This is a genomic window from Glutamicibacter sp. GQ173, from assembly GCF_059759215.1.
The window spans coordinates 123,428-143,296 of sequence record NZ_JCAXDT010000006.1 but is presented as its reverse complement, the minus strand read 5'-3'; the positions used below and the strand labels follow the sequence as shown (position 1 = coordinate 143,296).

The window sequence follows — 19,869 nt, the reverse complement described above, 5'->3', positions numbered from 1 at the left end:
GTCTTGCCCTACTTTCTGAGTGTGGCAGTAAATTGAGCGCCATGGTCATTTACTGCTGTGATATCCCCGTTGCGGCGACGGCAGACCAGCCGGCTCAATGCCAGGCCGAACCCCCGGCCTCCGGAGACCGTCGCATATTTGGTCGAAAAGCCTTGAGTAAAAATTTCCTTCATCGCGTCATGGGCAATCCCGGGTCCATTGTCGCTGACTCTTACGGTAATGAGATTATCGACTTCTTGAACTGAAAGCATGATCTTCGGTTTCGGCATCTCGGCAACGGCATCCATGGCATTATCGATGAGATTGCCGACGACCGTGGTCAGGTCCCTTGCGATCTGCTCGTCGCCACGGCCCAGCCGGGAATCTTTTGAAACTTCGAGCAGGATTCCGCGCTCGGTGGCGACGCTTGCCTTGGCAATCAGCAGTGCTGCCATAGTCGGCTCCTCAATGTACGCCGATACGTCTTCGAAAACCTTGCTGCGGCTGAAGCTGACTCCATCGATGAACCGGATGACTTCCTCGTACTCCTGCAACTGGATCAGACCGGAAATGGCGTGCAGGTGATTGGCAAATTCATGGGTCTGCGCCCTGAGCATGTCAGCTGTAGCCTTGCTGTCGCCCAGTTCCTGCTCCAACAGTGTCAGCTCAGTGCGATCCCTGAAGGTCGTCACTGATCCGAGGTCCTTTCGGGCCGTTTTCACGGGCATGCGGTTGAAAACAACAACTCGTTCGCCAATGAGGAACTGGCGGTCGGGTTGCTGTTGTTGCGTTGTGAGCGCCCTGGTGACTTGTGGTGCCACATCCAGTTCGGTCAAGGTCTGGCCCACACAGGTCAATGGAAGCTGAAGCAGTTCAATGGCAATGTCATTGGCCAGCATGATCCGGCTATCCGGGGAGACAGAAATAATGCCCTCCTTGACGCCATGCAGCAAGGCTTCGCGGTGTTCAAATAGTTCTGCGATTTCGCGTGGTTCCATGCCGCGGGTTTGGTGCCTGACCCTGCGCGAAAGCAGCACCGACCCGGTAGCGCCCAAAACCACGGCAATAATCAGGGTGCTCAGCGCGCTGGGCGCAATTTCCTGGATCAACTCCCGTGTGCTGGGGTAGCTTTGCCCGGCGCTGACTATTCCGACCATTTGCCCTGTGTCATCCAGGACTGGAACCTGCGCGATGAGCACATGGTTGGCGTTACGAGTGATTTCACCCGTCCATCCCCTGCCTTCTTCCACTTTTGATTCAGGGTGCAGGATTGAGGTACCGACATCGTCGGGATAGGTAGAAGTAATAACCGTTCCGTATCGGTCGGCCAGGATAACAAACTGCAAGCCGGAGATGCTTCGAGTTGTTTCTGCCATCGCTGGCAGAGCGGAGCCCATTTCCGGGGCCGCACTGGGTATCAGTGCCCTGAGCAGCGGGTTGGACGCCAGCGATTCCGCAGCGGACAAGCTGCGGCGTCCTTCAATTTTTTCGAAGTTATTGGTGGACTGGGTCAAGGAAACAACCACCACACCGGCCAGGACGACAGCAATAATCAGCAATTGGAGAATCAGGTACTGCCCAGCCAAAGAAAACCGGTGAGCAAAAACGGCGCCTAGCTGTGATGCCTTTATTTCCACCACTGCGCTCCTTGCCGCTGAATCCCCGATCGCCCATCTTTGGGGCACTGGGCAACCTTACCGAACTTTTAGATGATCGAAATCACTGTTATTGATTACACAATGAACAGTATTTTCTTTGAGTACGCAAGCGTGACCCAGTTCACAACATTGCCTACTGTGGAGTTACTCGCAACTCCGATGAAAGCAACGAGGCTGAAATCAATGAAAAACTTCAAATCCTTCCGTGCGCTGACGGCCCTGGCAGCCACCGCCGCTCTCGCTTTGGGGGCGACCGGCTGTGGCGTCACCTCCGAATCCTCCAACGATGACGCCACCAAGTCAGAGGGTCCCATTGCCAACCTGCGCATCATGGTTCCAAACACCCCTGGTGGCGGCTACGACACCACCGCACGTGTTGCCGCCAAGGTCATGGATGATGCCAGCCTCGCCAGCAACCCGGAAGTCTTCAACCTTGCCGGTGCCGGCGGCACCGTGGGGCTGGCCCGCCTGATCAATGAAAAGGACAATGGCGACCTGGCCATGCTCATGGGCCTTGGCGTGGTGGGCGCCAGCTATACCAATGACACCGATGCCAAGCTGACCGAAACCACTCCCATCGCCAAGCTCATCGAAGAGCCAGGTGCGATCATGGTTTCCAAGGATTCCCCGTACAAGACCATTGACGATCTGGTGAAGGCTTGGAAGGAAGACCCAAGCAAGCTCTCGGTCGGCGGCGGTTCCTCTCCAGGCGGTCCGGACCACCTGCTGCCGATGCAGCTGGCAGAAGCCGTAGGCGTTGATCCCAAGGAAGTGAACTTCGTTTCCTACGATGGTGGTGGCGACCTGCTCCCGGCAATCCTGGGCAACAAGCTGGCATTTGCCGCTTCCGGCGCTGGCGAGTACATGCAGCAGATCGAGGAGGGCTCGGTTCGCGTACTGGCCACCAGCGGCGAAGAACGCCTTGAGGGCGTTGACGCGCCAACTCTGAAGGAATCAGGAATCGATTTGGTCTTCTCGAACTGGCGCGGCCTGGTTGCCCCGCCTGAGATCTCCGACGAAGACAAGGCCAAGTGGGTCGACCTGGTCACCAAGATGCATGATTCCGCGGAATGGAAGGAAGCACTGGAGACCAATGCCTGGACCGATGCGTTCATGACTGGCGACGAGTTCTCCAGCTTCCTCACCGATCAGGACGAGCGCGTAGCCAGCGTCCTGAAGACCCTGGGTCTGGCGTGAGCGAAGTAAGCACCGCAAAGAAGAAACGCGTCGAGCTCCTGTTCGCCGCGTTTCTTCTTATCGTCGGAATCATCGTGTTCATTGATGCGTCACAGCTGCATGTGACGTACTCCCAGGCGGATGCCGTCGGCCCCAAGGCCGTTCCCTACCTCGTCTCGGGCATTCTCATCGCCTCGTCCATCGCCTTGGTCATTACGATTCTCCGCGGAAATCTGGCCGAAGGAGAAGAAGGCGAAGATGTGGACCTCAGCCAGCCCTCGGACTGGAAAGTCCTGCTGCCACTGCTGGGCGTTTTCGTCCTGAATCTCCTGCTAATCAATTGGGCCGGCTGGGTCATTTCCGGAACGATATTGTTCTTCGGTGCCGCCACGTGCCTGGGCGCCCGGCGCTGGGTGCTGACCCTGCTCATCTCGCTGGGATTGGCCTTTGGGACGTTCTACGGCTTCTACATGGGTCTGGGCATCAAGCTCCCAGCCGGAATACTCTCGGGGGTGCTGTAAGTGGATACGCTCAGTCTGTTGATGGATGGCTTCGCTTCGGCGCTGACTCCAGTCAACCTCCTCTTCGCGTTGGCAGGTGTCATCCTGGGCACCGCCGTCGGCGTGCTCCCCGGCATTGGACCAGCCATGGCCGTGGCCCTGCTGCTGCCGCTGACCTTCGGCATGGAGACTTCCAGCGCACTGATCATGTTCGCTGGAATCTACTACGGCGGCATGTACGGCGGTTCAACCACCTCCATCCTGCTCAATACGCCGGGTGAATCGGCCACGGTGATCACAGCCATCGAAGGACACAAGATGGCCAAGGCCGGACGTGCCTCCCAGGCATTGGCCACTGCGGCCATTGGTTCCTTCGTGGCTGGCACCATCGGCACCGCGCTGCTGGTAACCGTGACCCCGATCGTGGTGAAGTTCGCAGTCAGCCTCGGCGCACCGAGCTACTTTGCCATCATGATGCTCGCCCTAATCACCGTCACCGCGGTTTTGGGTTCCTCCAAGATTCGCGGCTTCGCAGCCCTCGGCCTGGGATTGGCCATCGGCTTGGTGGGCATGGATCCGGTTTCCGGGCAGCAACGGCTGACCTTCGGTTTCGCGCCGCTGGTTGACGGGCTGGATATCGTCGTGGTGGCTGTAGCCATCTTCGCCATCGGTGAAGCGCTGTGGATTGCAGCGCACCTGCGCAGCAATCCTGCGCGGACCATCCCGGTGGGTACTCCATGGATGGGCAAGGAAGATTGGAAACGTTCGTGGAAGCCTTGGCTGCGCGGCACTGCTTTCGGTTTCCCCTTCGGCGCCTTGCCAGCTGGCGGTGCCGAGGTGCCAACTTTCCTTTCCTACGTCACGGAAAAGAAGCTGTCCAAGCATCCTGAAGAATTCGGCCATGGAGCCATTGAGGGTGTTGCCGGTCCTGAAGCAGCCAACAATGCGTCGGCCGCCGGAACTTTGACCCCGATGCTGGCCCTGGGGCTGCCGACCAACGCGACTGCCGCCGTGATGCTGGCCTTCCTGACAATGAAGGGTATCCAGCCTGGTCCATTCCTCTTTGAAAACGAGCCGGATTTGGTGTGGGCGCTGATTGCCAGCCTGTTCATTGGCAACACGCTGCTGTTGTTGATCAATCTTCCCCTGGCTCCGCTGTGGGCCAAGCTGCTGAAGATCCCGCGTCCTTACCTGTACGCAGGCATCTTGTTCTTTGCTACTCTGGGCGCCTTCTCGGTGAACATGCAGGTAGCTGACCTCTGGCTGCTGCTGATCATCGGCTTGCTGGGCTTCGCCCTGCGCCGCTTCGGCTTGCCGGTGCTTCCATTGATACTTGGTGTCATCATCGGTCCGATGGCCGAAGGAGAGTTGCGAAAGACCTTCCAGCTCTCTGCAGGTAACATCAACGGTTTGTGGAGTGAACCTCTCGCAGTGGGAATCTACATCCTCATTGCAGTCCTGTTGCTGCTGCCCGTGCTGATTTCCATAATCCGCCGCGCCCGCGGCAAGGATTCGATCCTGACCGCCGGGTTATCCGAAGGCGGAGAAATCACCGAAGACGAGGCGGAACAGTTCGATGCTGCGGCCACCGCGGCAAAGCACAAGGCCGAAGGCAAGCACGAGCGTAGCACCGGTACCGAAAGGGATGAATCATGACCATAGTAGTTGGCTACATTCCCTCGCCTGAGGGTGAAGCTGCCCTGGAACGAGCCATCGTCGAGGCGAGCCGCAATGATGCAAAGCTGGTCGTGGTGAATTCCTCGAAGGGCGATCAGCTGGTGGATGACCGTCTGATCGATGCGAAGCAGTTCCACGAGCTGGAGGCCAGGCTGAGTGCTGCCGGGATCAATTTCTGGATCGAGCGCCGTTCCCAAGGGGCCGATGCGGCTGACCAGATCCTCCAGGTGGCACAGGCGCAGCGGGCCGAGCTGATCGTGATCGGGCTGCGCAAGCGCAGCGCCATGGGCAAGTTCCTCATGGGGAGCAACGCGCAGCGCATCCTGCTCCAAGCCGAATGCCCGGTGCTTTCCCTGAAAGCGTCTGCCGACTGGTAAGCACGAAGAATTTGAACCGATACCGACAGCGGGCCTGCACCAACTGGTGCAGGCCCGCTGTCGTTTCATTTACTGCTGGTAGGGATTTGCCGGCGGCGTATTTCCGCCGTCGGGCTTGGGCGTGTTGCCTGGGACCGGCAAGTTGCCGGCCTCCGCTGGCGGTGTTCCACCAGCCAGGCGAACCAGCTCGGCAGTATTTTGCGCAGTGCGAATCTGGGCGATCAGCGACTCAAGGCCAGCACGAGCGAGTGCCAGGTAAACCAGCGCAAACAGCGGGCCGACGATGAGCAGCATCAAGAAACCAACGGCAGTGTTAAATTGGAAACCGGTCACGACTATTCCGATATAGCCAAAGGCCAGGAAAATCATGATCAATATATAGACAATCTTGATGATTGACGGCGTGACAAACTTCCTGAATTCGAAATCAAAGAGGGCCTTCATCGCTATTCCTTACTTTCGGCCGACGAAATGAATGGCAAAGCTGACGTTACCCAATTCTTCGTCTCAGGGATAGTGGATCTAGAAAATACTCCCTACTCGCCGTGGCGAATTAGCGGATCTATTACGGATATTTTGATACCTGGCCGAGCCCATGGATATTCATGAAACCGATCGGAACTTGGCCTGCCTGTTGCCGGTGCGCGGCGCACCGGAAAGCCCGGCGGCAGCAGTCCGGAGAATTCCGTTCGCCCCCTGGGCCCATTGCGGGCTTCGCACGTGAACAAATAATTGCCAAAATCCCCAAGAACAATGAGTGCGGACTGAGCAGAGGCGCCGTTTGGACGCGGAGGGCTTACTCGGGATTCTGCTGGCTGGCAAAGCTGTGCTCTGCGCGCTGAGCGATGCCTGAGATATGCGCCTGCATGGCCTCTTGGGCAGCCGAAGGATCATCGGACCGGAAGGCCTCAATGATCTTGGCATGTTCCTCAATGGTGTGCTCGCCGCTCATGACGTTCTGCACCACCAGCCGGAAGCGCTGGATGTGCCCCTCGATGGACGAGTAGGCCCTATCGAGGAATTCGTTGTCCGCGGCCTCGACGATTGTTCGGTGGAATAATTCGTCAGCTTTCCAGTAGGCCCGGTAGTCCGCGAAAGCTTGTCCCCCACGCGCTGCGTTGAGCTCCGAGTTGCACGCTTCAAGCCTGCTGATCAGCTCGTCGTCCTGGTGCGCGCAAGCCAGCGCGGCGATGCCCGGTTCCAGCATGGACCGTGCCACGTGCAGTTTCTGGATGTCATCTGCCGTCGGCTCGGGAGCGACGCGGTAACCGCGCAAGGCTTCGCGCCGCACCATGCCTGTTGATTCCAGGCGTGCCAGGGCTTCGCGAACCGGGGTTGAGGAAACCTGGAACTTCTTCGCCAGGCCGTCAATGCCAAGCTGCGACCCAGTAGGCAATTTGTCATCCAGCAGCAGCATCAAGATGGCGTCGAATACCTGATCTGCCAGCATCGGGCGTGCGGCAATCAGAGGTGTTGACTCTTCTGACGGCATTGCGTTCATGTTGAAATCCTATCCAACGTAAGCTCCGGACCAATCTTGCGCAACGAATCAGCGGTCAAGCTTCATAAGGCGCTCAAGCTATTGAAACTAAATCGTGCACGATGTACGGTACATGATATCGGAAAACATGACCTTCCTCACTAAATGACCACGGTCATTGTTCTGACGTTCGGACCATTTCCCCATAAAAACAGAGAGGACATGATCATGCACTCGCACTTCAAGATCTCGTCACTGGCCGTAGCCGGACTTCTGGCACTGACACTGGCCAGCTGCTCGAACCCCGAAGCGCCGACCAGCGAATCAGGCGCCGCAACCGATGGCAAAGACGCCATCGGGGTGGAGGTCAACCAGGCTGCCCACGACGCCCTCCCCCAGAAGTACAAGGACAGCGGCAAGATGGTTGTCACCATGAGCGAAAGCTCCCCGCCGCTGCATTTCATCTCCGATGACGGGCACACCACAGTCGGCGTCGACCCGGAGCTGGCCAAATCCCTCGGTGAGGCAATGGGAGTTGAAGTCACCATTGAAAGCGGCAGTTTCGATGCCATCATTCCAGGAATATCTGCCGGAAAATTTGATCTTGTCGTCTCCCAGATGTCGCCTTCCAAGGAGCGCATGAAGGTGCTGGACTTCGTTGACTATTACCAGTCGGGCAGCGGCATCGGCGTCGCACCTGGCAATCCCAAGAAACTTGCGGTTGATGAGCTGTGCGGCGTGAAGGTCGGCGTACTGAAAGGTTCATTCCAGGATCTCAAGCGGGTTCCGGAAGCCTCGAAAAAGTGCGTCGCTGATTCCAAGCCGGCTATCGACGTCATGACCTACCCGGACATGCAAGCCCCCATCCTCGCCTTGTCATCCGGGCGCATCGACGCAGTCTACGTTGACGGCCCGACCTTGGGCTACGCCATCAAGCAGGGAGGGAAAGTCGAACTGCTCGGCGAGAAGGATGTCACGCCCGTCAGCATCGCCTTTGCCAAGGACGCCGGGCTTGAGAAAGCCGTGCAGCTGGGTCTGGAATCCTTGACCGAAAGCGGCCGTTACCAGCAGGTCCTCGACGACTGGGGCGTAGGCAGCGGCGCTGTCACCGACTTCGCCTTCAACAAGGCCCAGTAGTTTCCGATGACTAGCATTTCAAGGTATCCGGATTCTGCCGCGGCTTCAGCCGACGAGCAGCACGAACTGCTGATGAGCCGCCCGCGGACCAGCCACAAGATGATGTGGCTGACCGCGGGGATTGTACTCGTGGCAGTGGCCCTCATAGCCACCTCGCTGATCACCAATCCCCGGTATGAGTGGGACGTGGTCTTCAGCTGGTTCGCTTCAGAGAGATTATTTTCAGGACTCGTCAATACGCTGATCCTGACCGTGATCTCCATGTCGGTCGGCATTGTGGTCGGCATCCTGCTGGCGCTCGCCCGGCTGGCGCCGAACTACGTCATCGCTTCGGTAGCTGCCTTCATGATCTGGTTCTTCCGCGGCGTGCCCGTATTCGTTCAGCTGCTGTTTTGGGGATTCATTGCAGCGATTTATCCCCGCATCGAAATGGGAATTCCGTTCGGCCCCGAATTTTTCTCGGTCGACGCAAATGCCGTCATCACCCCCTTCCTGGCCGCGATTCTCGGACTTGGCTTGAACGAGGGTGCCTACATGTCCGAGATTGTCCGGGCAGGATTGCTCAGCGTTCACAAGGGCCAATCCGAAGCCGCCAAGGCGCTTGGGATGAAGCGTGGCTTGATTCTTTGGCGCATCGTGCTGCCGCAAGCCATGAAAATCATCATCCCTCCCACGGGCAATCAGACGATTTCCATGCTCAAGACGACGTCGCTGGTCAGCGTCCTGGCCTTCCCGGAACTCTTGTACTCGGCGCAAATGGTCTACAGCTCGAATTTCAAAACCATCCCCCTGCTGATCGCTGCAAGCTTGTGGTACCTGGCTATCACCAGCCTGCTGAGCCTGGGACAGTTCTACATTGAACGCCATTTCAATCGCGGCTCGGGAAACAGGACTGAGCAAAAGCTGTCCTCGCGATTCAACCCGCTGAAAAGAGGCCAGCCAACGGTCCAGAAAGTCCAATTATGAGTGACGTCATTGCCGAAGCACGCGAAGTGCGCAAGCACTTCGGGCACCTGGAAGTGCTCAAGGGAATCAATCTCACCGTCAAGCGAGGTGAAGTCACCTGCATCCTGGGGCCTTCCGGCTCGGGGAAATCCACCTTCCTGCGTTGCTTCAACCAGTTGGAAAACATGGACGGCGGATACATCAAGATCGATGGCCAGCCGCTGGGTGTCCGAATCAAGAACGGCATCCTGCGCAAGCAGGCCGAAACAGAGATTGCCAAGTCGCGCGAAAACATCGGTATGGTATTCCAGGGCTTTAATCTCTTTCCGCACATGACCGTTCTGGAGAATATCTGCGAAGCCCCCATTCGCGTCAGGAAGGAAGAGCGCAAGACGGTGACCGCCCGGGCACACGAGCTTTTGAAACGAGTGGGACTGTCTGAAAAAGCTCATTCCTACCCGGTGTCCCTCTCTGGCGGCCAGCAGCAACGTGTCGCCATAGCCCGTGCGCTGGCCATGGAGCCCAAGCTCATGCTGTTTGACGAGCCGACGTCAGCCTTGGACCCCGAGCTTGTCGGCGAAGTACTCGATGTCATGCGGGACTTGGCCAAAGCCGGCATGACCATGATCGTGGTGACCCATGAAATCGGCTTTGCCCGCGAGGTCGGGGACAACCTGGTCTTCATGGACGGCGGCTACGTGATCGAGCAGGGCGATCCGCGCGAGGTCTTGAGCAATCCGCAGCATGAACGCACCCAGCAATTCCTCGCCAAAGTCCTCTAAACCATTCCAAATTGGAGTCTTCTCACCATGCGTAACAAATGGATTGTCAGTATCGATGACTACCGTCGAGCATCACGTTGGCATCTTCCAAAAATGATCACCGACTACCTGGATGGTGGCGCTCTCGATGAGATCACCACACGGGCCAACCGCGAAAGCCTCGACGCACTGATGCTGCGACAGCGGTCCATGGTGGACCTCAGCGACCTGCGCACCGATGCCACCGTCTTGGGCCAGCAGATCGATCTGCCATTGATCGTTGCACCCATGGGCATGCTGACCATTTTCCATCCGGGATCGGACCCAGCGGTCGCCCGTGCGGCGGTGAACGCCGGTTCGATTTTCATCCACAGCGCTTGGGCAGGGTGCGCCTTGGAAGAGGTAGCGCCCATCGCCGGCGACAAGCTCTGGGCACAGGTCGCCTTCTGGAAAGACCCCGAGGAAACCGAAAGCTACATCAAGCGCGCCCGGAATGCCGGCGTCAAGACCCTGGTCGTGGCCGGCGACGTCGGATCCTCGAGCAAACGCGAAAGGGACCTGCACCACGGGCTGTCCATGCCGCCGAGGCCTCCGATGGTCGACTACCTGACCACCGCCATGCGCCCGCAATGGATCTACCGCTGGCTCACCGGACGCAAAATGACCTACGGCAACTACTCCATCGACGGCCAACCGCTGCGCATGGACGAAATGAACCAGTGGATGGCCAAGAACAAGAACCCTGGAGCCAACTGGGCCGATTTCGCTCGGCTTCGCGAGCAGTGGGATGGAAATTTGGTCATCAAGGGAATCATGGATCCCGAGGATGCCGCGCGGGCCGTCGATGAGGGCGCCGATGGAATTTTCATTTCCAACCACGGCGGCCGCCAATTCGATGCCCAGCCTGCCACCATCGATGTCCTCCCCTCGATCGTTTCGGCGGTCAACGGCCGGGCGGAAATCTACCTCGATGGCGGGATCCGCCGGGGCCACGACATGGTCAAGGCCATCGGCCTCGGAGCGACCGCAGTGATGGCTGGACGACCCTTCGCCTATGCCCTGGCCACGGGTGGCGAGCCAGCTGTCAGCAAGGCGTTCAAGATCCTGCACGACGAGTTCAAGGGCGCCATGGGATTTGTCGGGAAAACACGTGTTTCCGAGATTGACGAGTCCGTCTTCGCCCAGTGCAACCGCATCACCGATTACGTCTAGAAACACCGCAATACCTACAACGCCAACGGCCCGGAATCCCCGCAAAGGAAATCCGGGCCGTTGGCGCATGCTCAATGGGCCTAGTTGGCAACAAATTCTTACTGCAGCCAGAACATCCGGCTACGCCTTGGCAATCGCTTCTTTCAAGGCCGCCAGCAGCAGGGCTACTGAGCCCGGATTAGCGTTCGGCCCCATCATCCCGATGCGCCACACGGTGCTGGCATACTGACCCACGCCACCGCCGATTTCAATATTGAATCGCTCCAGCAGGTAGCCGCGCACCTTCGCCGAATCCACTGCCTCAGGTACGTAAACGGTAGTCAGCTGCGGTAAACGGCTGCCTTCCTGGGCAAACAGTTCCAGCCCCATCTCCTGCAGGCCCTGTTGCAACAGGCTGCCAGCTTCCTGATGCCGAGCGGTTACCGCGTCCAGGCCTTCGGCGAGAATCCGGTCAATGCCAGCTTCAAGCGAAGCAACCATCGCCACCGGTGCAGTGTGGTGGTAGGTGCGCCCGCCTCCGGTGGCACCAGTGGCATACCCGCCCAGCAGGCCCAAATCCAGGTACCAGGACTGCGGCTTCTGGACCCTGCGCTCGAACGCGCGGTCCGAAATGGTGAACGGTGCCAGGCCAGGTGCCACGCCGATGCATTTCTGGGTTCCGGCGTAGCCTACATCGATCCCCCACTCATCGGCCAGCACCGGCATGCCGCCGATGGAGGTCACGGCGTCGGTGATCAGCAGGGCATCGCCCTTGATAGCGCCCAGAGCGGCAATATCCGAAACCACGCCGGTGCTCGTCTCGGCGTGCACACCGGCAATCACGGTCGGGTTGGGGTGGGCGTCAGCCACGCGCTGGGCGTCAATCGGCGTGCCGTATTCATGTTCAACGCGCACCACCTCGGCGCCTACACGCGAGGCAACTTCGCACATGCGTTCGCCGAACAGTCCGTTGATCGCAATGACGGCGACATCACCCGGGTTGATGGTGTTGACAAAAGCTGCTTCCATGCCTGCCGAACCGGTGGCGCTCAAGGGCAGGGTGCGCACGTTCTTCGTTCCCCACAAGGTGCGCAGTCCCTCGCCCACGCGATCCATGCGGGCAATGAATTCTGGATCGAGGTGGCCGAGCAACGGCAGACCAAGTGCCGCCGTGGCTTCTGGATATGGGTTGCTTGGGCCTGGCCCAAAGAGGTGACGCTGAAGAACTGTTCCGCTCATGTTTTCTCGCATTCCTGCTCATCTCAAAAGTTCAATGCGTTCTCAGCCTAACCGTTCCTCCGTCACGAGGTCGGCAATACTTCGAGGGAAAACGCCAAGATGCTATTTTCAAAGATGTGCCGGCCTCGAACCTATGCACCAAAACAATGAAATGATGTCATGACTCGCGATACATCAAGCACACACCACGTAGCTCCGCTCTTTGCGTCCGGCTTCACTACGGCCTTTGGAGCGCACAGCATTGCTGCAGGCCTCGGATCCGAATTTGAGGCACTAGGTTCCAGCCTGTTCACTTTGGGCATATTGCTTGCCATCTATGATGTCGCCGAAGTCATTCTCAAACCGGTGTTTGGCACTCTGAGCGACCGCATCGGTGCGAAACGGGTGATACTTGGCGGCCTCATTGCCTTCACTTTCATGTCGGCACTGGGCGTTTTCGCACAGTCAGCGCTTGCGCTTGGTCTCGTTCGGCTTGGTCAAGGTGCTGCGGCCTCCGCCTTTTCCCCGGCGGCTTCCGCCGCCGTAGCTCGACTCTCCGGTTCAAGCACTGGCCAGTATTTCGGCCGATACGGCGCATGGAAAACTCTCGGCTACGTCTTGGGTCCCCTGATCGGCGCAGGTTTGATCTTGTGGTCCGGCTTCCCCGCGCTCTTCGCCTTTATGGCAGTGATCTCGTTGGTCGCGGCTATCTGGGTATGGCTCCAGATGCCGCGCCTGCCCATTCTCCCGAAGCAGCGCTACACGATTGGAGATTTGGCGCGCCAAACGGTGCAGCCAGGTTTTCTGGTGCCGACCATGGTACTCGCTGCCGCTACCGGTGCATTGGGCGCCGCCGTTGGCTTCTACCCGCTGATCGGCTCTACTCTGGGGCTCAACGATATGCAGAGCATGGGCGTCGTGTCGATATTGGCGATGTGTTCGGCTATTGTTCAGCCCTGGATTGGCAGGGTCCAAGATCACGCCAAGATCAATTTTTCCACTGGCATGGCGGTAGGGCTGCTGTTGATAGTCGCGGGCCTCGTCTCGGTCGCAATCTGGCAAAGCTTTGCCATTTTGCTGCTGGGCGCAGTGCTTTTGGGAACCGGTGTCGGGATCGCTACGCCACTGGGCTTCGCGCATCTAGCGTCTACGACTCCCGAAGAACGCATTGGGCGCACCATGGGATCCGCTGAACTCGGGCGCGAGCTCGGGGATGCCGGTGGTCCTATTCTGGTGGGGGCCGTAGCCACTGCAGTGAGCGTCTCAGCCGGCTTATGGGCCCTGGCCGGAGCAATCTTATCCACTACTTTGCTGGGAATCCTGATGCTTCGCGTGCCCGGCCCCTCATCCAAACAGGGAACAATCGCATAGAAGTCTGGAAACCGGCTAGGTGCGGTTGAAGCCGTGCGCACTTTGTACAAGGCTGGGGAGGACAAGCGAAAGGAGTACCCCGTGAAGAAAATCCTCATGGTCCTAACTAGCGTTTCCGAACTCGGTGCAGGTGGAGAACCCACCGGCTACAACGTCGCGGAAGCAGCTCATCCTTGGAAAGTCTTCAGGGATTCAGGGCATTTCGTCGACTTCGCCTCGATCAAAGGCGGGCAGCCTCCGCGGGACACAGTCGATACCGACGACCCGATTCAGGTGCAATTCACCGAAGACGAAACGACCCGGGCTGGCCTATACAACACGGCCAGGGTGGAAGTCATTGACCCCGAACAGTACGACGCGATTTATCTGGTGGGCGGTCACGGTACCATGTGGGATTTCCCCGACAACGAAGGCTTGCAAAAGCTCGTCGGGGCTATCTACAACAAGGGCGGAGTAGTCGGCGCCGTGTGCCATGGCCCGGCGGGCTTGCTCGACGTGGAACTGCACCACGGCATCAAGTTGCTCAGCGGAAAAAACGTCGCGGCCTTCACAAATGACGAGGAAGTAGCCGTCGGGAAAGATCAGATCATCCCGTTCTTCCTGGCCGACAAGCTGGCGGAGCAGGGTGCCAACCATATCGCTGCCGACAATTTTGAAGAGAACGTTCAAGTATCCGAACGTCTGGTCACCGGTCAGAACCCTGCCTCGGCTGCAGGCGTCGCTAAAGAGGTGGAGAAACTCCTCGCAGAAGTGATTCATCAGGAAAAGGCCGCCGAAGTAGCTGCGGCTGAAACCGAAGCCGATTAGAATCCGGCGTAACGCTCGCAGAAATTAGGCAGAGATCTAGCTTGAACTCGTGCCAAGGCACGGGTTCAAGCCGTTCGCCCTTCAGCGTTCAAGCAAGACTTGTTTACGCCGGTCGTTGACACGAAGAACACCCACGAATTCGCCGTCGCGCTCAAGATGCTGGTAGTGGTTGAGGTGTATCCATCCCGGCTAGCCGGGAGACCCGGCGCATTGACGCCGTTGTAAGGCTTCTGAACCCTGTTGAAACTTGATGAAATACGAAGTCAGAGTCGCTATTAGAAGTCCGTCAAAGTCCTCTGGCACTAGATCTGATTTAGTCAGGGGAAACGTGAGGTCATGCAGTCGATTGGGAGCCCAGGCGCGAGGGCAATGAGTCGCATTTGGTCGCGGCTTAGGGCGCGCATCGAGGCCCGGCCTCCGATCAGCAGTCGCATGAGGGCATGTCAGATGGAATCGAGCGCCAAGAAAACGACTGGCTGTTCCCTCCATGACAGTTTCAGGCACGAAAAATCCCCGCCTTCCAAATTGAAAGCGGGGATTTTCGCACGAGTGCGGGAGACTACTTGCGCAGGCCCAGACGCTCGATCAGCGAACGGTAACGCTCGATGTCGGTGTTCTTCAGGTAGCCGAGCATGCGACGACGACGACCAACCAGGGCCATCAGGCCACGGCGGGTGTGGTGGTCATGCTTGTGCATCTTCAGGTGCTCGGTCAGGTCCGAAATACGGCGGGACATGACGGCAATCTGAACCTCAGGCGAACCGGTGTCACCCTCGTGGGTAGCGTAAGCCTTGATGATTTCGTTCTTGATAGTGGCATCCAATGCCATAACAAACTCCTAGAGTTGGACCGCGTTCATAAGTCGGTGCAAACGCCGAAGCGTTCACGGTGGATGCTCGCAACCGCGGACTGCAGCGAGAACCATCGTCAATCATATCACCGACGGGTGCGCCGGCGGGACCTCCAGGCATGGGTGAGATAGGGCACCTGCACCTTCTCGGACCGCTGATATCCGAGGTGCTCGGTCCAGTACCATTCGAGATTTGCTTCAACCTTGGCTCGGGTTGTTCCTGTCGCCTTGCGGTAATAGCTGCGCGATTTGGTCAGCTCGATGATCTGCTGTAAATCCAAGGGCATCGACCAATGCCATATGCCGTGCTCCGGCTTGCCGAATTCCGGCCCCAAGGGAGGTTCGAGCTCCGGGCGGTGGACATCACCGGCATGCATGATCCTGGCCAACCGGTGAACCCACGGAATGGACACGTCAAGCTGGTTCCACAAGAGCGTTAGCCAGCCATGGCCATGCAACAGCCTGGCAGCTTCTGCGCTGGCTTTGGGATGATCGACCCAGTGCCAAGCCTGGGCATAGGTGACCAAGTCAAAATGGTTTTCAGCCAGGCCCGTGTCCTCCCCGGAGGCACAGTGCGTAGCTACGTCCGGCAGGCGCTTGGCCAGGACCGAAAGCATGTCCTGGGAAGGATCAACGGCGGTGGTCTCCACGCCGCGGGCCACAAGCTGTTCGGTAAAAATTCCCGAGCCGCACCCGATATCTACCGCAGTGGCAGGATGATGCTGCAGCGCAAAATCCAGTGCGGCCCCAGGATAGGACGGACGGATCTTGTCATAGCTTTCGGCATCCGACTGGAATGCCGAGGCCAACTCATCACGCCGCTGAGCGCTCACCACGAAGGCCCGCTGCGGCAGGGAAGGAATTTCTGCCATGGCTTCTAATGGCGTTCGGAAGCCAAGACTGTCCGAGCCTGGTCGACGTCTTCGGTCATTTGCTCGATCAGTGCTTCGATGCCGCGGTAGGCAACCATGGGGCGCAGGTGTGCAATGAATTCCACCACGATCTGCTGGCCGTATAGGTCGAAATCTTCCACGCCCTCTTCAGGGCGGTCGATCACGTGGGCCTCGACAACTCTCGACACTCCGTCAAAGGTGGGGTTCGAGCCCACGGAAATGGCCGCAGGCCACCGGACATCAGCCTCGTCGATGACCCAGCCGGCATATACCCCGTCAGCCGGGATGATGCCGGTAGCTTCAGGATCCAGGTTTGCGGTCGGGAACCCCAATTCGCGCCCGCGGGCGTGGCCATGGACCACCTCTCCGCGCATCCGGTGCGGCCTGCCAAGAATCCCGGCGGCGGCTTCGACGTTGCCGGCGGCAAGTTCTTCACGGACCCAGGTCGATGAGAGGCGGCGCTTGTCCCCCACATCTTCAACACCAATCACGTCAAAATCGTATTTCTTGCCCAGCTCTTGCATGTAGCCGAAGTCGCCGGAATTGTTCTTGCCAAAGCGCACATCGTGGCCAACCACTACGGCCACTGCATGCAGTTTCTCCACGATGATGGAGCGGACAAATTCTTCGGCGCTTTGCTCAGCAAAATCCAGCGTGTAATGGATCATCAAGGTGGCGTCCAAGCCAACGCCCGCCAGGGTATCAATCCGGTCGGCTATGCCCATGATCAGTTCCGGGGCATTATCCGGACGGTGGACCAATGCGGGATGCGGGTCGAAGGTAATGGCCACCGATAGGGCAGAGCGCGCTTTTGCCTGCCTCACCGCGGCATCCAGGACTTCGCAGTGCCCCAAATGAACACCATCAAAGTTGCCAATGGTCACGACAGTGGGAGCCATATCCGCGGGGACGGCGTCCAAGCCCTTCCAATAGTGCACTTTGCTCCTTTAGAAATTCTTCTGTGGCAGGCGGGAAACCCGCCGAGGCAATTCTTACACGTCTTTAGGCGCGACGCTCACTGCGGTTACGGTAAAGCCACCACAAGCCGACCATCGGAAGCACTAGTGGAATGTACCCGTAGCCTTCCCCGAATCCGCTCCACACCGAGGGGTGGGCAAAGATTTCCGGGTGCGTCAGCGACAAAATACCCACGACGATCACGCCGGCAAGCTCGATGCTCACTGCCCACAAGGACAGCAGCCAGGCCTTCGGCTTGGCCGACGACAAGGAGAAGGTCGCCAAAATGTAGATCAATCCCGAAATCAATGACAGCGTATACGCCGCGGGAGCTTCATCGAATTTGCTCGCGATCTGATACACGCCGCGGACCGTGGCGGCCAGGGCCAAGATGCCATACACGGCAATGATGACCCGTCCCAGACCGGTGGACCGGCTTGGCTTGGGTGCTTTGCCTCCGGAGCGCGCTTCTGCGGCTTGAAGGATACGCGAGTTGCGTGGCTTGTCGCCCATGGCTGTAACTCCTAGTGCCAGATCTGTTCCATGCGGAACAGCATGATGAAAGTGACCAGTGCCGAAGCGCCAAGAACCGCATTGGACCAGCGGCTCTTTTCGCTGATTGCCCAGAAGAACGCTACCGGTGGCATGACCAATGCAGTGACCAGATATCCCCAGAATTCCCACGGATCGCCCTGCACCGCATTGCCGGCCCCTTGCCTGATCGCCGCGGCAATGCCGTAGACCACCAGAAAAACCTCGGTGCAGGCGGCACCGATCAGTGCCCAATCATCGGGATGCTTCCGGATCGCCGTAGCGACCACGGCCACCACAAGGGCCAGCGCGCAGATCACTGCGCCAGCAATAAAAAATCCGTTCAAGGCAAACAACGGCTCGTCCTTTCGGGATTACTTCGCGGTGAATACGAGGGCAGTGCGAGCTTTGTCGCCCTTGTCCTCCAGCAAAGCCACCAGTACGCCGTTGGGCGCGAACGCCGCGACGGTCTGCCCCGGCTCAATATCCATGTCCAGGTGCGAGGCCGGGATGGTTCGGCCAAATGACAGCTCGATTGCTTCATCCACGCTGACCGTCCGGTTGGGGAACAAGGCAGCGGCGGCCTTTTCGATAGGCAGCATGGCAAATTCCTCTGCCAGCTTTTCGAGCGTACGGGTGAGCTCGATCTTGTATGGGCCCACCTCGGTCCGGCGCAGAGCAGTCAGGTGGCCGCCCACGTCCAGGGCCTCGCCCAGGTCGCGTGCCAGAGCACGAATGTAGGTGCCGGATGAGCATGAAACAGTGACGTCCACGTCGAGAATCTTGCCGCCGTTCTCGCGGCGGATTTCGTGGATTTCGAAGCGCGAGATGGTAACCGGGCGGGACTTGAGCTCGACCTGCTCGCCGGCGCGCACCCGCGCGTAAGAGCGCTTGCCGTCCACCTTGATGGCCGAGACTTGGCTTGGGACCTGCTCGATTTCACCGCGCAGCTTGGCCACTTCGCGCTCAATGTCTTCGTCCGAGACGGCCGCGGCAATGCGCTCGGAAATGATCTCGCCTTCGGCATCGTCGGTGACGGTGTTCTGGCCCAGGCGGATTGTGGCGGTGTAGGTCTTGTCGTGGCCGACTATGTAGGTCAGCAGCCGGGTCGCCTTGTTGACGCCGATCACCAGAACGCCTGTGGCCATCGGATCCAGGGTCCCGGCGTGGCCCACCTTGCGGGTGCCAGCAAGCCGCCGGATGCGTCCTACCACATCGTGGGAGGTCATTCCCTGATCTTTGTCGACTAATACGAGGCCCGAGGCCTGCTCTTCAGTGTTCTGCCCGGCTTTACTCACGCTTTCCAGTATATGGCTTCGGCCGGAAATTAGCCTGCCACTGGTTGCAAGCGTGGCCGATCCCACGTGCCGTTCGCTGCCATGGCACCTGAGGCGCCAGGCCTGCGCCCAGGCGACGGAAACTCATCGCAGTTGCGGTCTTCCCCTCTGGCACTGCGCGGTTCAGGGGACACTTTTTATAAGTAGTTCCAGGAGATTCCAATCCGCTTGGGCCTGTGCCCCGAATGCTTCATGAGAACCCGCTCCGCTCGGACGGGAGAAGGACCGACGACGACTGTCGCGGCGAAGCAAGGAGAACATCATGAAGCGCACATACAGCAAGGTCGCTGGGGCTTTCGGGATCATCGCGGCCGCCGCCATGGGACTCAGCGCCTGCTCCACCGGTTCGGAAACCATGGAATCGCCAATGGCATCCACCTCGGAATCCAGCTCCCCGATGGCCAGCGAATCAGCCATGGATCCAGCCGGCAATCTCGTTGGATCCGGCTGCGCCGCCTACGCCGAAGCCGTCCCGACAGGTGATGGTTCGGTCGCCGGAATGGCACAGGACCCTGTGGCCGTAGCAGCATCGAACAACCCGCTGCTGACTACCTTGACCGCAGCCGTCTCCGGCAAGCTCAACCCGGATGTGGACCTGGTGGACACCCTTAACGGTGGCGAATTCACTGTTTTCGCACCGGTTGATGATGCGTTCGCCGCGATCCCCAAGGATGATCTTGCTGCCGTCGCCAAGGATGCCGACACCCTGACCAGCATCTTGACCTACCACGTTGTCCCCGGCCAGATTGCTCCAGAGGATCTATCCGGAAAGCTCGCCACCGTCCAGGGCGGGGATGTTGAAGTCACTGGCAGCGGTGATGATCTCGAAGTCAACGGTGCTTCGGTTATCTGCGGTGGAGTGCAGACGGCCAACGCGACCGTGTACCTGGTGGACACCGTCCTGATGCCTCCGGCAAAGAAGTAGCTTCCACTCAAGGAAGGCCGCGGGCAACCGGCACGAAGGTGATGCATGGAGTCCACTCCAGGCATCACCTTTGGCGGTGAAGCGGGCTCTTCGTGCCTT

Annotated in this window: 21 protein-coding genes; 11 read left to right on the top strand and 10 right to left on the bottom strand. The window is 58.9% G+C overall.

The features are described 5' to 3' along the window. Positions 1-8: 8 nt before the first annotated feature. Positions 9-1,619: a sensor histidine kinase gene (locus AC6CHO_RS11310; RefSeq protein ID WP_498215080.1), complete on the bottom strand. Its 1,611-nt coding sequence runs from the start codon at positions 1,617-1,619 to the stop codon at positions 9-11. A 201-nt stretch (positions 1,620-1,820) separates the two neighbouring features. Between AC6CHO_RS11310 and AC6CHO_RS11305 the strand changes: the two genes are divergently transcribed. Genes AC6CHO_RS11305 through AC6CHO_RS11290 form a run of 4 tightly spaced genes read left to right on the top strand, consistent with a single transcriptional unit; the run spans position 1,821 to position 5,367 of the window. Next, entirely contained in the window at positions 1,821-2,834 is a 1,014-nt protein-coding gene (locus AC6CHO_RS11305; protein ID WP_098945492.1) for a Bug family tripartite tricarboxylate transporter substrate binding protein, read from the top strand. Then, entirely contained in the window at positions 2,831-3,334 is a 504-nt protein-coding gene (locus tag AC6CHO_RS11300) for a tripartite tricarboxylate transporter TctB family protein (protein ID WP_498215079.1), read from the top strand. Before AC6CHO_RS11305 ends, AC6CHO_RS11300 begins: the two co-directional genes overlap by 4 nt. Continuing rightward, entirely contained in the window at positions 3,335-4,969 is a 1,635-nt protein-coding gene (locus tag AC6CHO_RS11295) for a tripartite tricarboxylate transporter permease (RefSeq protein WP_498215078.1), read from the top strand. Beyond that, complete coding sequence (locus tag AC6CHO_RS11290; RefSeq protein WP_498215077.1) at positions 4,966-5,367, top strand: universal stress protein; 402 nt, start codon at positions 4,966-4,968, stop codon at positions 5,365-5,367. Before AC6CHO_RS11295 ends, AC6CHO_RS11290 begins: the two co-directional genes overlap by 4 nt. A 69-nt stretch (positions 5,368-5,436) precedes the next feature. Here AC6CHO_RS11290 and AC6CHO_RS11285 read toward each other — a convergent pair whose 3' ends face one another. Both AC6CHO_RS11285 and AC6CHO_RS11280 read right to left on the bottom strand, forming a co-directional pair. Beyond that, positions 5,437-5,811 carry a DUF4282 domain-containing protein gene (locus tag AC6CHO_RS11285; protein WP_498215076.1) on the bottom strand — a complete coding sequence of 125 codons (375 nt, stop codon included), beginning with the start codon at positions 5,809-5,811 and terminating at the stop codon, positions 5,437-5,439. Positions 5,812-6,163: 352 nt separating this feature from the next. After that, positions 6,164-6,868: a GntR family transcriptional regulator gene (locus AC6CHO_RS11280; RefSeq protein ID WP_498215075.1), complete on the bottom strand. Its 705-nt coding sequence runs from the start codon at positions 6,866-6,868 to the stop codon at positions 6,164-6,166. Positions 6,869-7,075: 207 nt separating this feature from the next. Between AC6CHO_RS11280 and AC6CHO_RS11275 the strand changes: the two genes are divergently transcribed. The 4 genes from AC6CHO_RS11275 to AC6CHO_RS11260 are packed head-to-tail and all read left to right on the top strand — an operon-like array spanning position 7,076 to position 10,902. Continuing rightward, the gene (locus tag AC6CHO_RS11275; RefSeq protein WP_498215074.1) at positions 7,076-7,984 is read left to right on the top strand and encodes an ABC transporter substrate-binding protein; all 909 of its coding nucleotides are present in this window, start codon (positions 7,076-7,078) and stop codon (positions 7,982-7,984) included. Positions 7,985-7,990: 6 nt separating this feature from the next. Next, entirely contained in the window at positions 7,991-8,950 is a 960-nt protein-coding gene (locus AC6CHO_RS11270) for an amino acid ABC transporter permease (protein WP_498215073.1), read from the top strand. Next, positions 8,947-9,711 carry an amino acid ABC transporter ATP-binding protein gene (locus tag AC6CHO_RS11265; protein ID WP_498215072.1) on the top strand — a complete coding sequence of 255 codons (765 nt, stop codon included), beginning with the start codon at positions 8,947-8,949 and terminating at the stop codon, positions 9,709-9,711. The genes AC6CHO_RS11270 and AC6CHO_RS11265 overlap by 4 nt, the downstream gene beginning before the upstream one ends. A 27-nt stretch (positions 9,712-9,738) precedes the next feature. Next, the gene (locus tag AC6CHO_RS11260; protein ID WP_498215071.1) at positions 9,739-10,902 is read left to right on the top strand and encodes an alpha-hydroxy acid oxidase; all 1,164 of its coding nucleotides are present in this window, start codon (positions 9,739-9,741) and stop codon (positions 10,900-10,902) included. A gap of 120 nt (positions 10,903-11,022) precedes the next feature. On the opposite strand, the gene AC6CHO_RS11255 is transcribed toward AC6CHO_RS11260, so the two are convergent. Next, a complete protein-coding gene (locus AC6CHO_RS11255) occupies positions 11,023-12,120 on the bottom strand; it encodes a pyridoxal-phosphate-dependent aminotransferase family protein (RefSeq protein ID WP_498215070.1) in 1,098 nt (365 codons plus the stop codon). A gap of 159 nt (positions 12,121-12,279) precedes the next feature. On the opposite strand from AC6CHO_RS11255, the gene AC6CHO_RS11250 reads away from it, so the two are divergent. Both AC6CHO_RS11250 and AC6CHO_RS11245 read left to right on the top strand, forming a co-directional pair. Continuing rightward, positions 12,280-13,470, top strand: coding sequence for an MFS transporter (locus AC6CHO_RS11250; RefSeq protein ID WP_498215069.1), 1,191 nt, complete (start codon positions 12,280-12,282; stop codon positions 13,468-13,470). An 81-nt stretch (positions 13,471-13,551) separates the two neighbouring features. Next, a complete protein-coding gene (locus tag AC6CHO_RS11245) occupies positions 13,552-14,277 on the top strand; it encodes a type 1 glutamine amidotransferase domain-containing protein (RefSeq protein WP_498215068.1) in 726 nt (241 codons plus the stop codon). Positions 14,278-14,836: 559 nt separating this feature from the next. Here the strand turns inward: AC6CHO_RS11245 and rpsO are convergent. The 6 genes from rpsO to truB form a co-directional block, all read right to left on the bottom strand. Then, positions 14,837-15,106, bottom strand: a complete 270-nt coding sequence (rpsO, locus tag AC6CHO_RS11240; protein ID WP_013348393.1) for a 30S ribosomal protein S15 — start codon at positions 15,104-15,106, stop codon at positions 14,837-14,839. 107 nt (positions 15,107-15,213) lie between these two features. Continuing rightward, positions 15,214-15,999: a class I SAM-dependent methyltransferase gene (locus AC6CHO_RS11235; RefSeq protein ID WP_498215067.1), complete on the bottom strand. Its 786-nt coding sequence runs from the start codon at positions 15,997-15,999 to the stop codon at positions 15,214-15,216. 5 nt (positions 16,000-16,004) lie between these two features. After that, on the bottom strand, positions 16,005-16,958 hold the full coding sequence (locus tag AC6CHO_RS11230; protein WP_498215066.1) for a bifunctional riboflavin kinase/FAD synthetase: 954 nt from the start codon (positions 16,956-16,958) through the stop codon (positions 16,005-16,007). Positions 16,959-17,022: 64 nt separating this feature from the next. Continuing rightward, positions 17,023-17,490 (bottom strand): hypothetical protein, encoded by a 468-nt coding sequence (locus tag AC6CHO_RS11225; RefSeq protein WP_444660451.1) that lies wholly within the window; start codon positions 17,488-17,490, stop codon positions 17,023-17,025. A gap of 11 nt (positions 17,491-17,501) precedes the next feature. Next, positions 17,502-17,864 carry a hypothetical protein gene (locus AC6CHO_RS11220; RefSeq protein ID WP_060701066.1) on the bottom strand — a complete coding sequence of 121 codons (363 nt, stop codon included), beginning with the start codon at positions 17,862-17,864 and terminating at the stop codon, positions 17,502-17,504. 18 nt (positions 17,865-17,882) lie between these two features. Continuing rightward, positions 17,883-18,806, bottom strand: coding sequence for a tRNA pseudouridine(55) synthase TruB (truB, locus tag AC6CHO_RS11215; RefSeq protein WP_498215065.1), 924 nt, complete (start codon positions 18,804-18,806; stop codon positions 17,883-17,885). Between the two features lie 301 nt (positions 18,807-19,107). Between truB and AC6CHO_RS11210 the strand changes: the two genes are divergently transcribed. Continuing rightward, complete coding sequence (locus tag AC6CHO_RS11210) at positions 19,108-19,770, top strand: fasciclin domain-containing protein (RefSeq protein ID WP_498215064.1); 663 nt, start codon at positions 19,108-19,110, stop codon at positions 19,768-19,770. The last annotated feature ends 99 nt before the right edge of the window (positions 19,771-19,869 follow it).

Bases quoted from the DNA above. Each gene is read 5' to 3' on its own strand.
- AC6CHO_RS11290 (WP_498215077.1), top strand. From the start codon at position 4,966: ATGACCATAGTAGTTGGCTACATTCCCTCGCCTGAGGGTGAAGCTGCC.
- AC6CHO_RS11255 (WP_498215070.1), bottom strand. From the start codon at position 12,120: ATGAGCGGAACAGTTCTTCAGCGTCACCTCTTTGGGCCAGGCCCAAGC.
- AC6CHO_RS11260 (WP_498215071.1), top strand. From the start codon at position 9,739: ATGCGTAACAAATGGATTGTCAGTATCGATGACTACCGTCGAGCATCA.
- AC6CHO_RS11235 (WP_498215067.1), bottom strand. From the start codon at position 15,999: ATGGCAGAAATTCCTTCCCTGCCGCAGCGGGCCTTCGTGGTGAGCGCT.
- AC6CHO_RS11270 (WP_498215073.1), top strand. From the start codon at position 7,991: ATGACTAGCATTTCAAGGTATCCGGATTCTGCCGCGGCTTCAGCCGAC.
- AC6CHO_RS11285 (WP_498215076.1), bottom strand. From the start codon at position 5,811: ATGAAGGCCCTCTTTGATTTCGAATTCAGGAAGTTTGTCACGCCGTCA.
- AC6CHO_RS11210 (WP_498215064.1), top strand. From the start codon at position 19,108: ATGAAGCGCACATACAGCAAGGTCGCTGGGGCTTTCGGGATCATCGCG.
- rpsO (WP_013348393.1), bottom strand. From the start codon at position 15,106: ATGGCATTGGATGCCACTATCAAGAACGAAATCATCAAGGCTTACGCT.
- AC6CHO_RS11305 (WP_098945492.1), top strand. From the start codon at position 1,821: ATGAAAAACTTCAAATCCTTCCGTGCGCTGACGGCCCTGGCAGCCACC.
- AC6CHO_RS11225 (WP_444660451.1), bottom strand. From the start codon at position 17,490: ATGGGCGACAAGCCACGCAACTCGCGTATCCTTCAAGCCGCAGAAGCG.
- AC6CHO_RS11275 (WP_498215074.1), top strand. From the start codon at position 7,076: ATGCACTCGCACTTCAAGATCTCGTCACTGGCCGTAGCCGGACTTCTG.
- AC6CHO_RS11250 (WP_498215069.1), top strand. From the start codon at position 12,280: ATGACTCGCGATACATCAAGCACACACCACGTAGCTCCGCTCTTTGCG.
- AC6CHO_RS11280 (WP_498215075.1), bottom strand. From the start codon at position 6,868: ATGAACGCAATGCCGTCAGAAGAGTCAACACCTCTGATTGCCGCACGC.
- AC6CHO_RS11265 (WP_498215072.1), top strand. From the start codon at position 8,947: ATGAGTGACGTCATTGCCGAAGCACGCGAAGTGCGCAAGCACTTCGGG.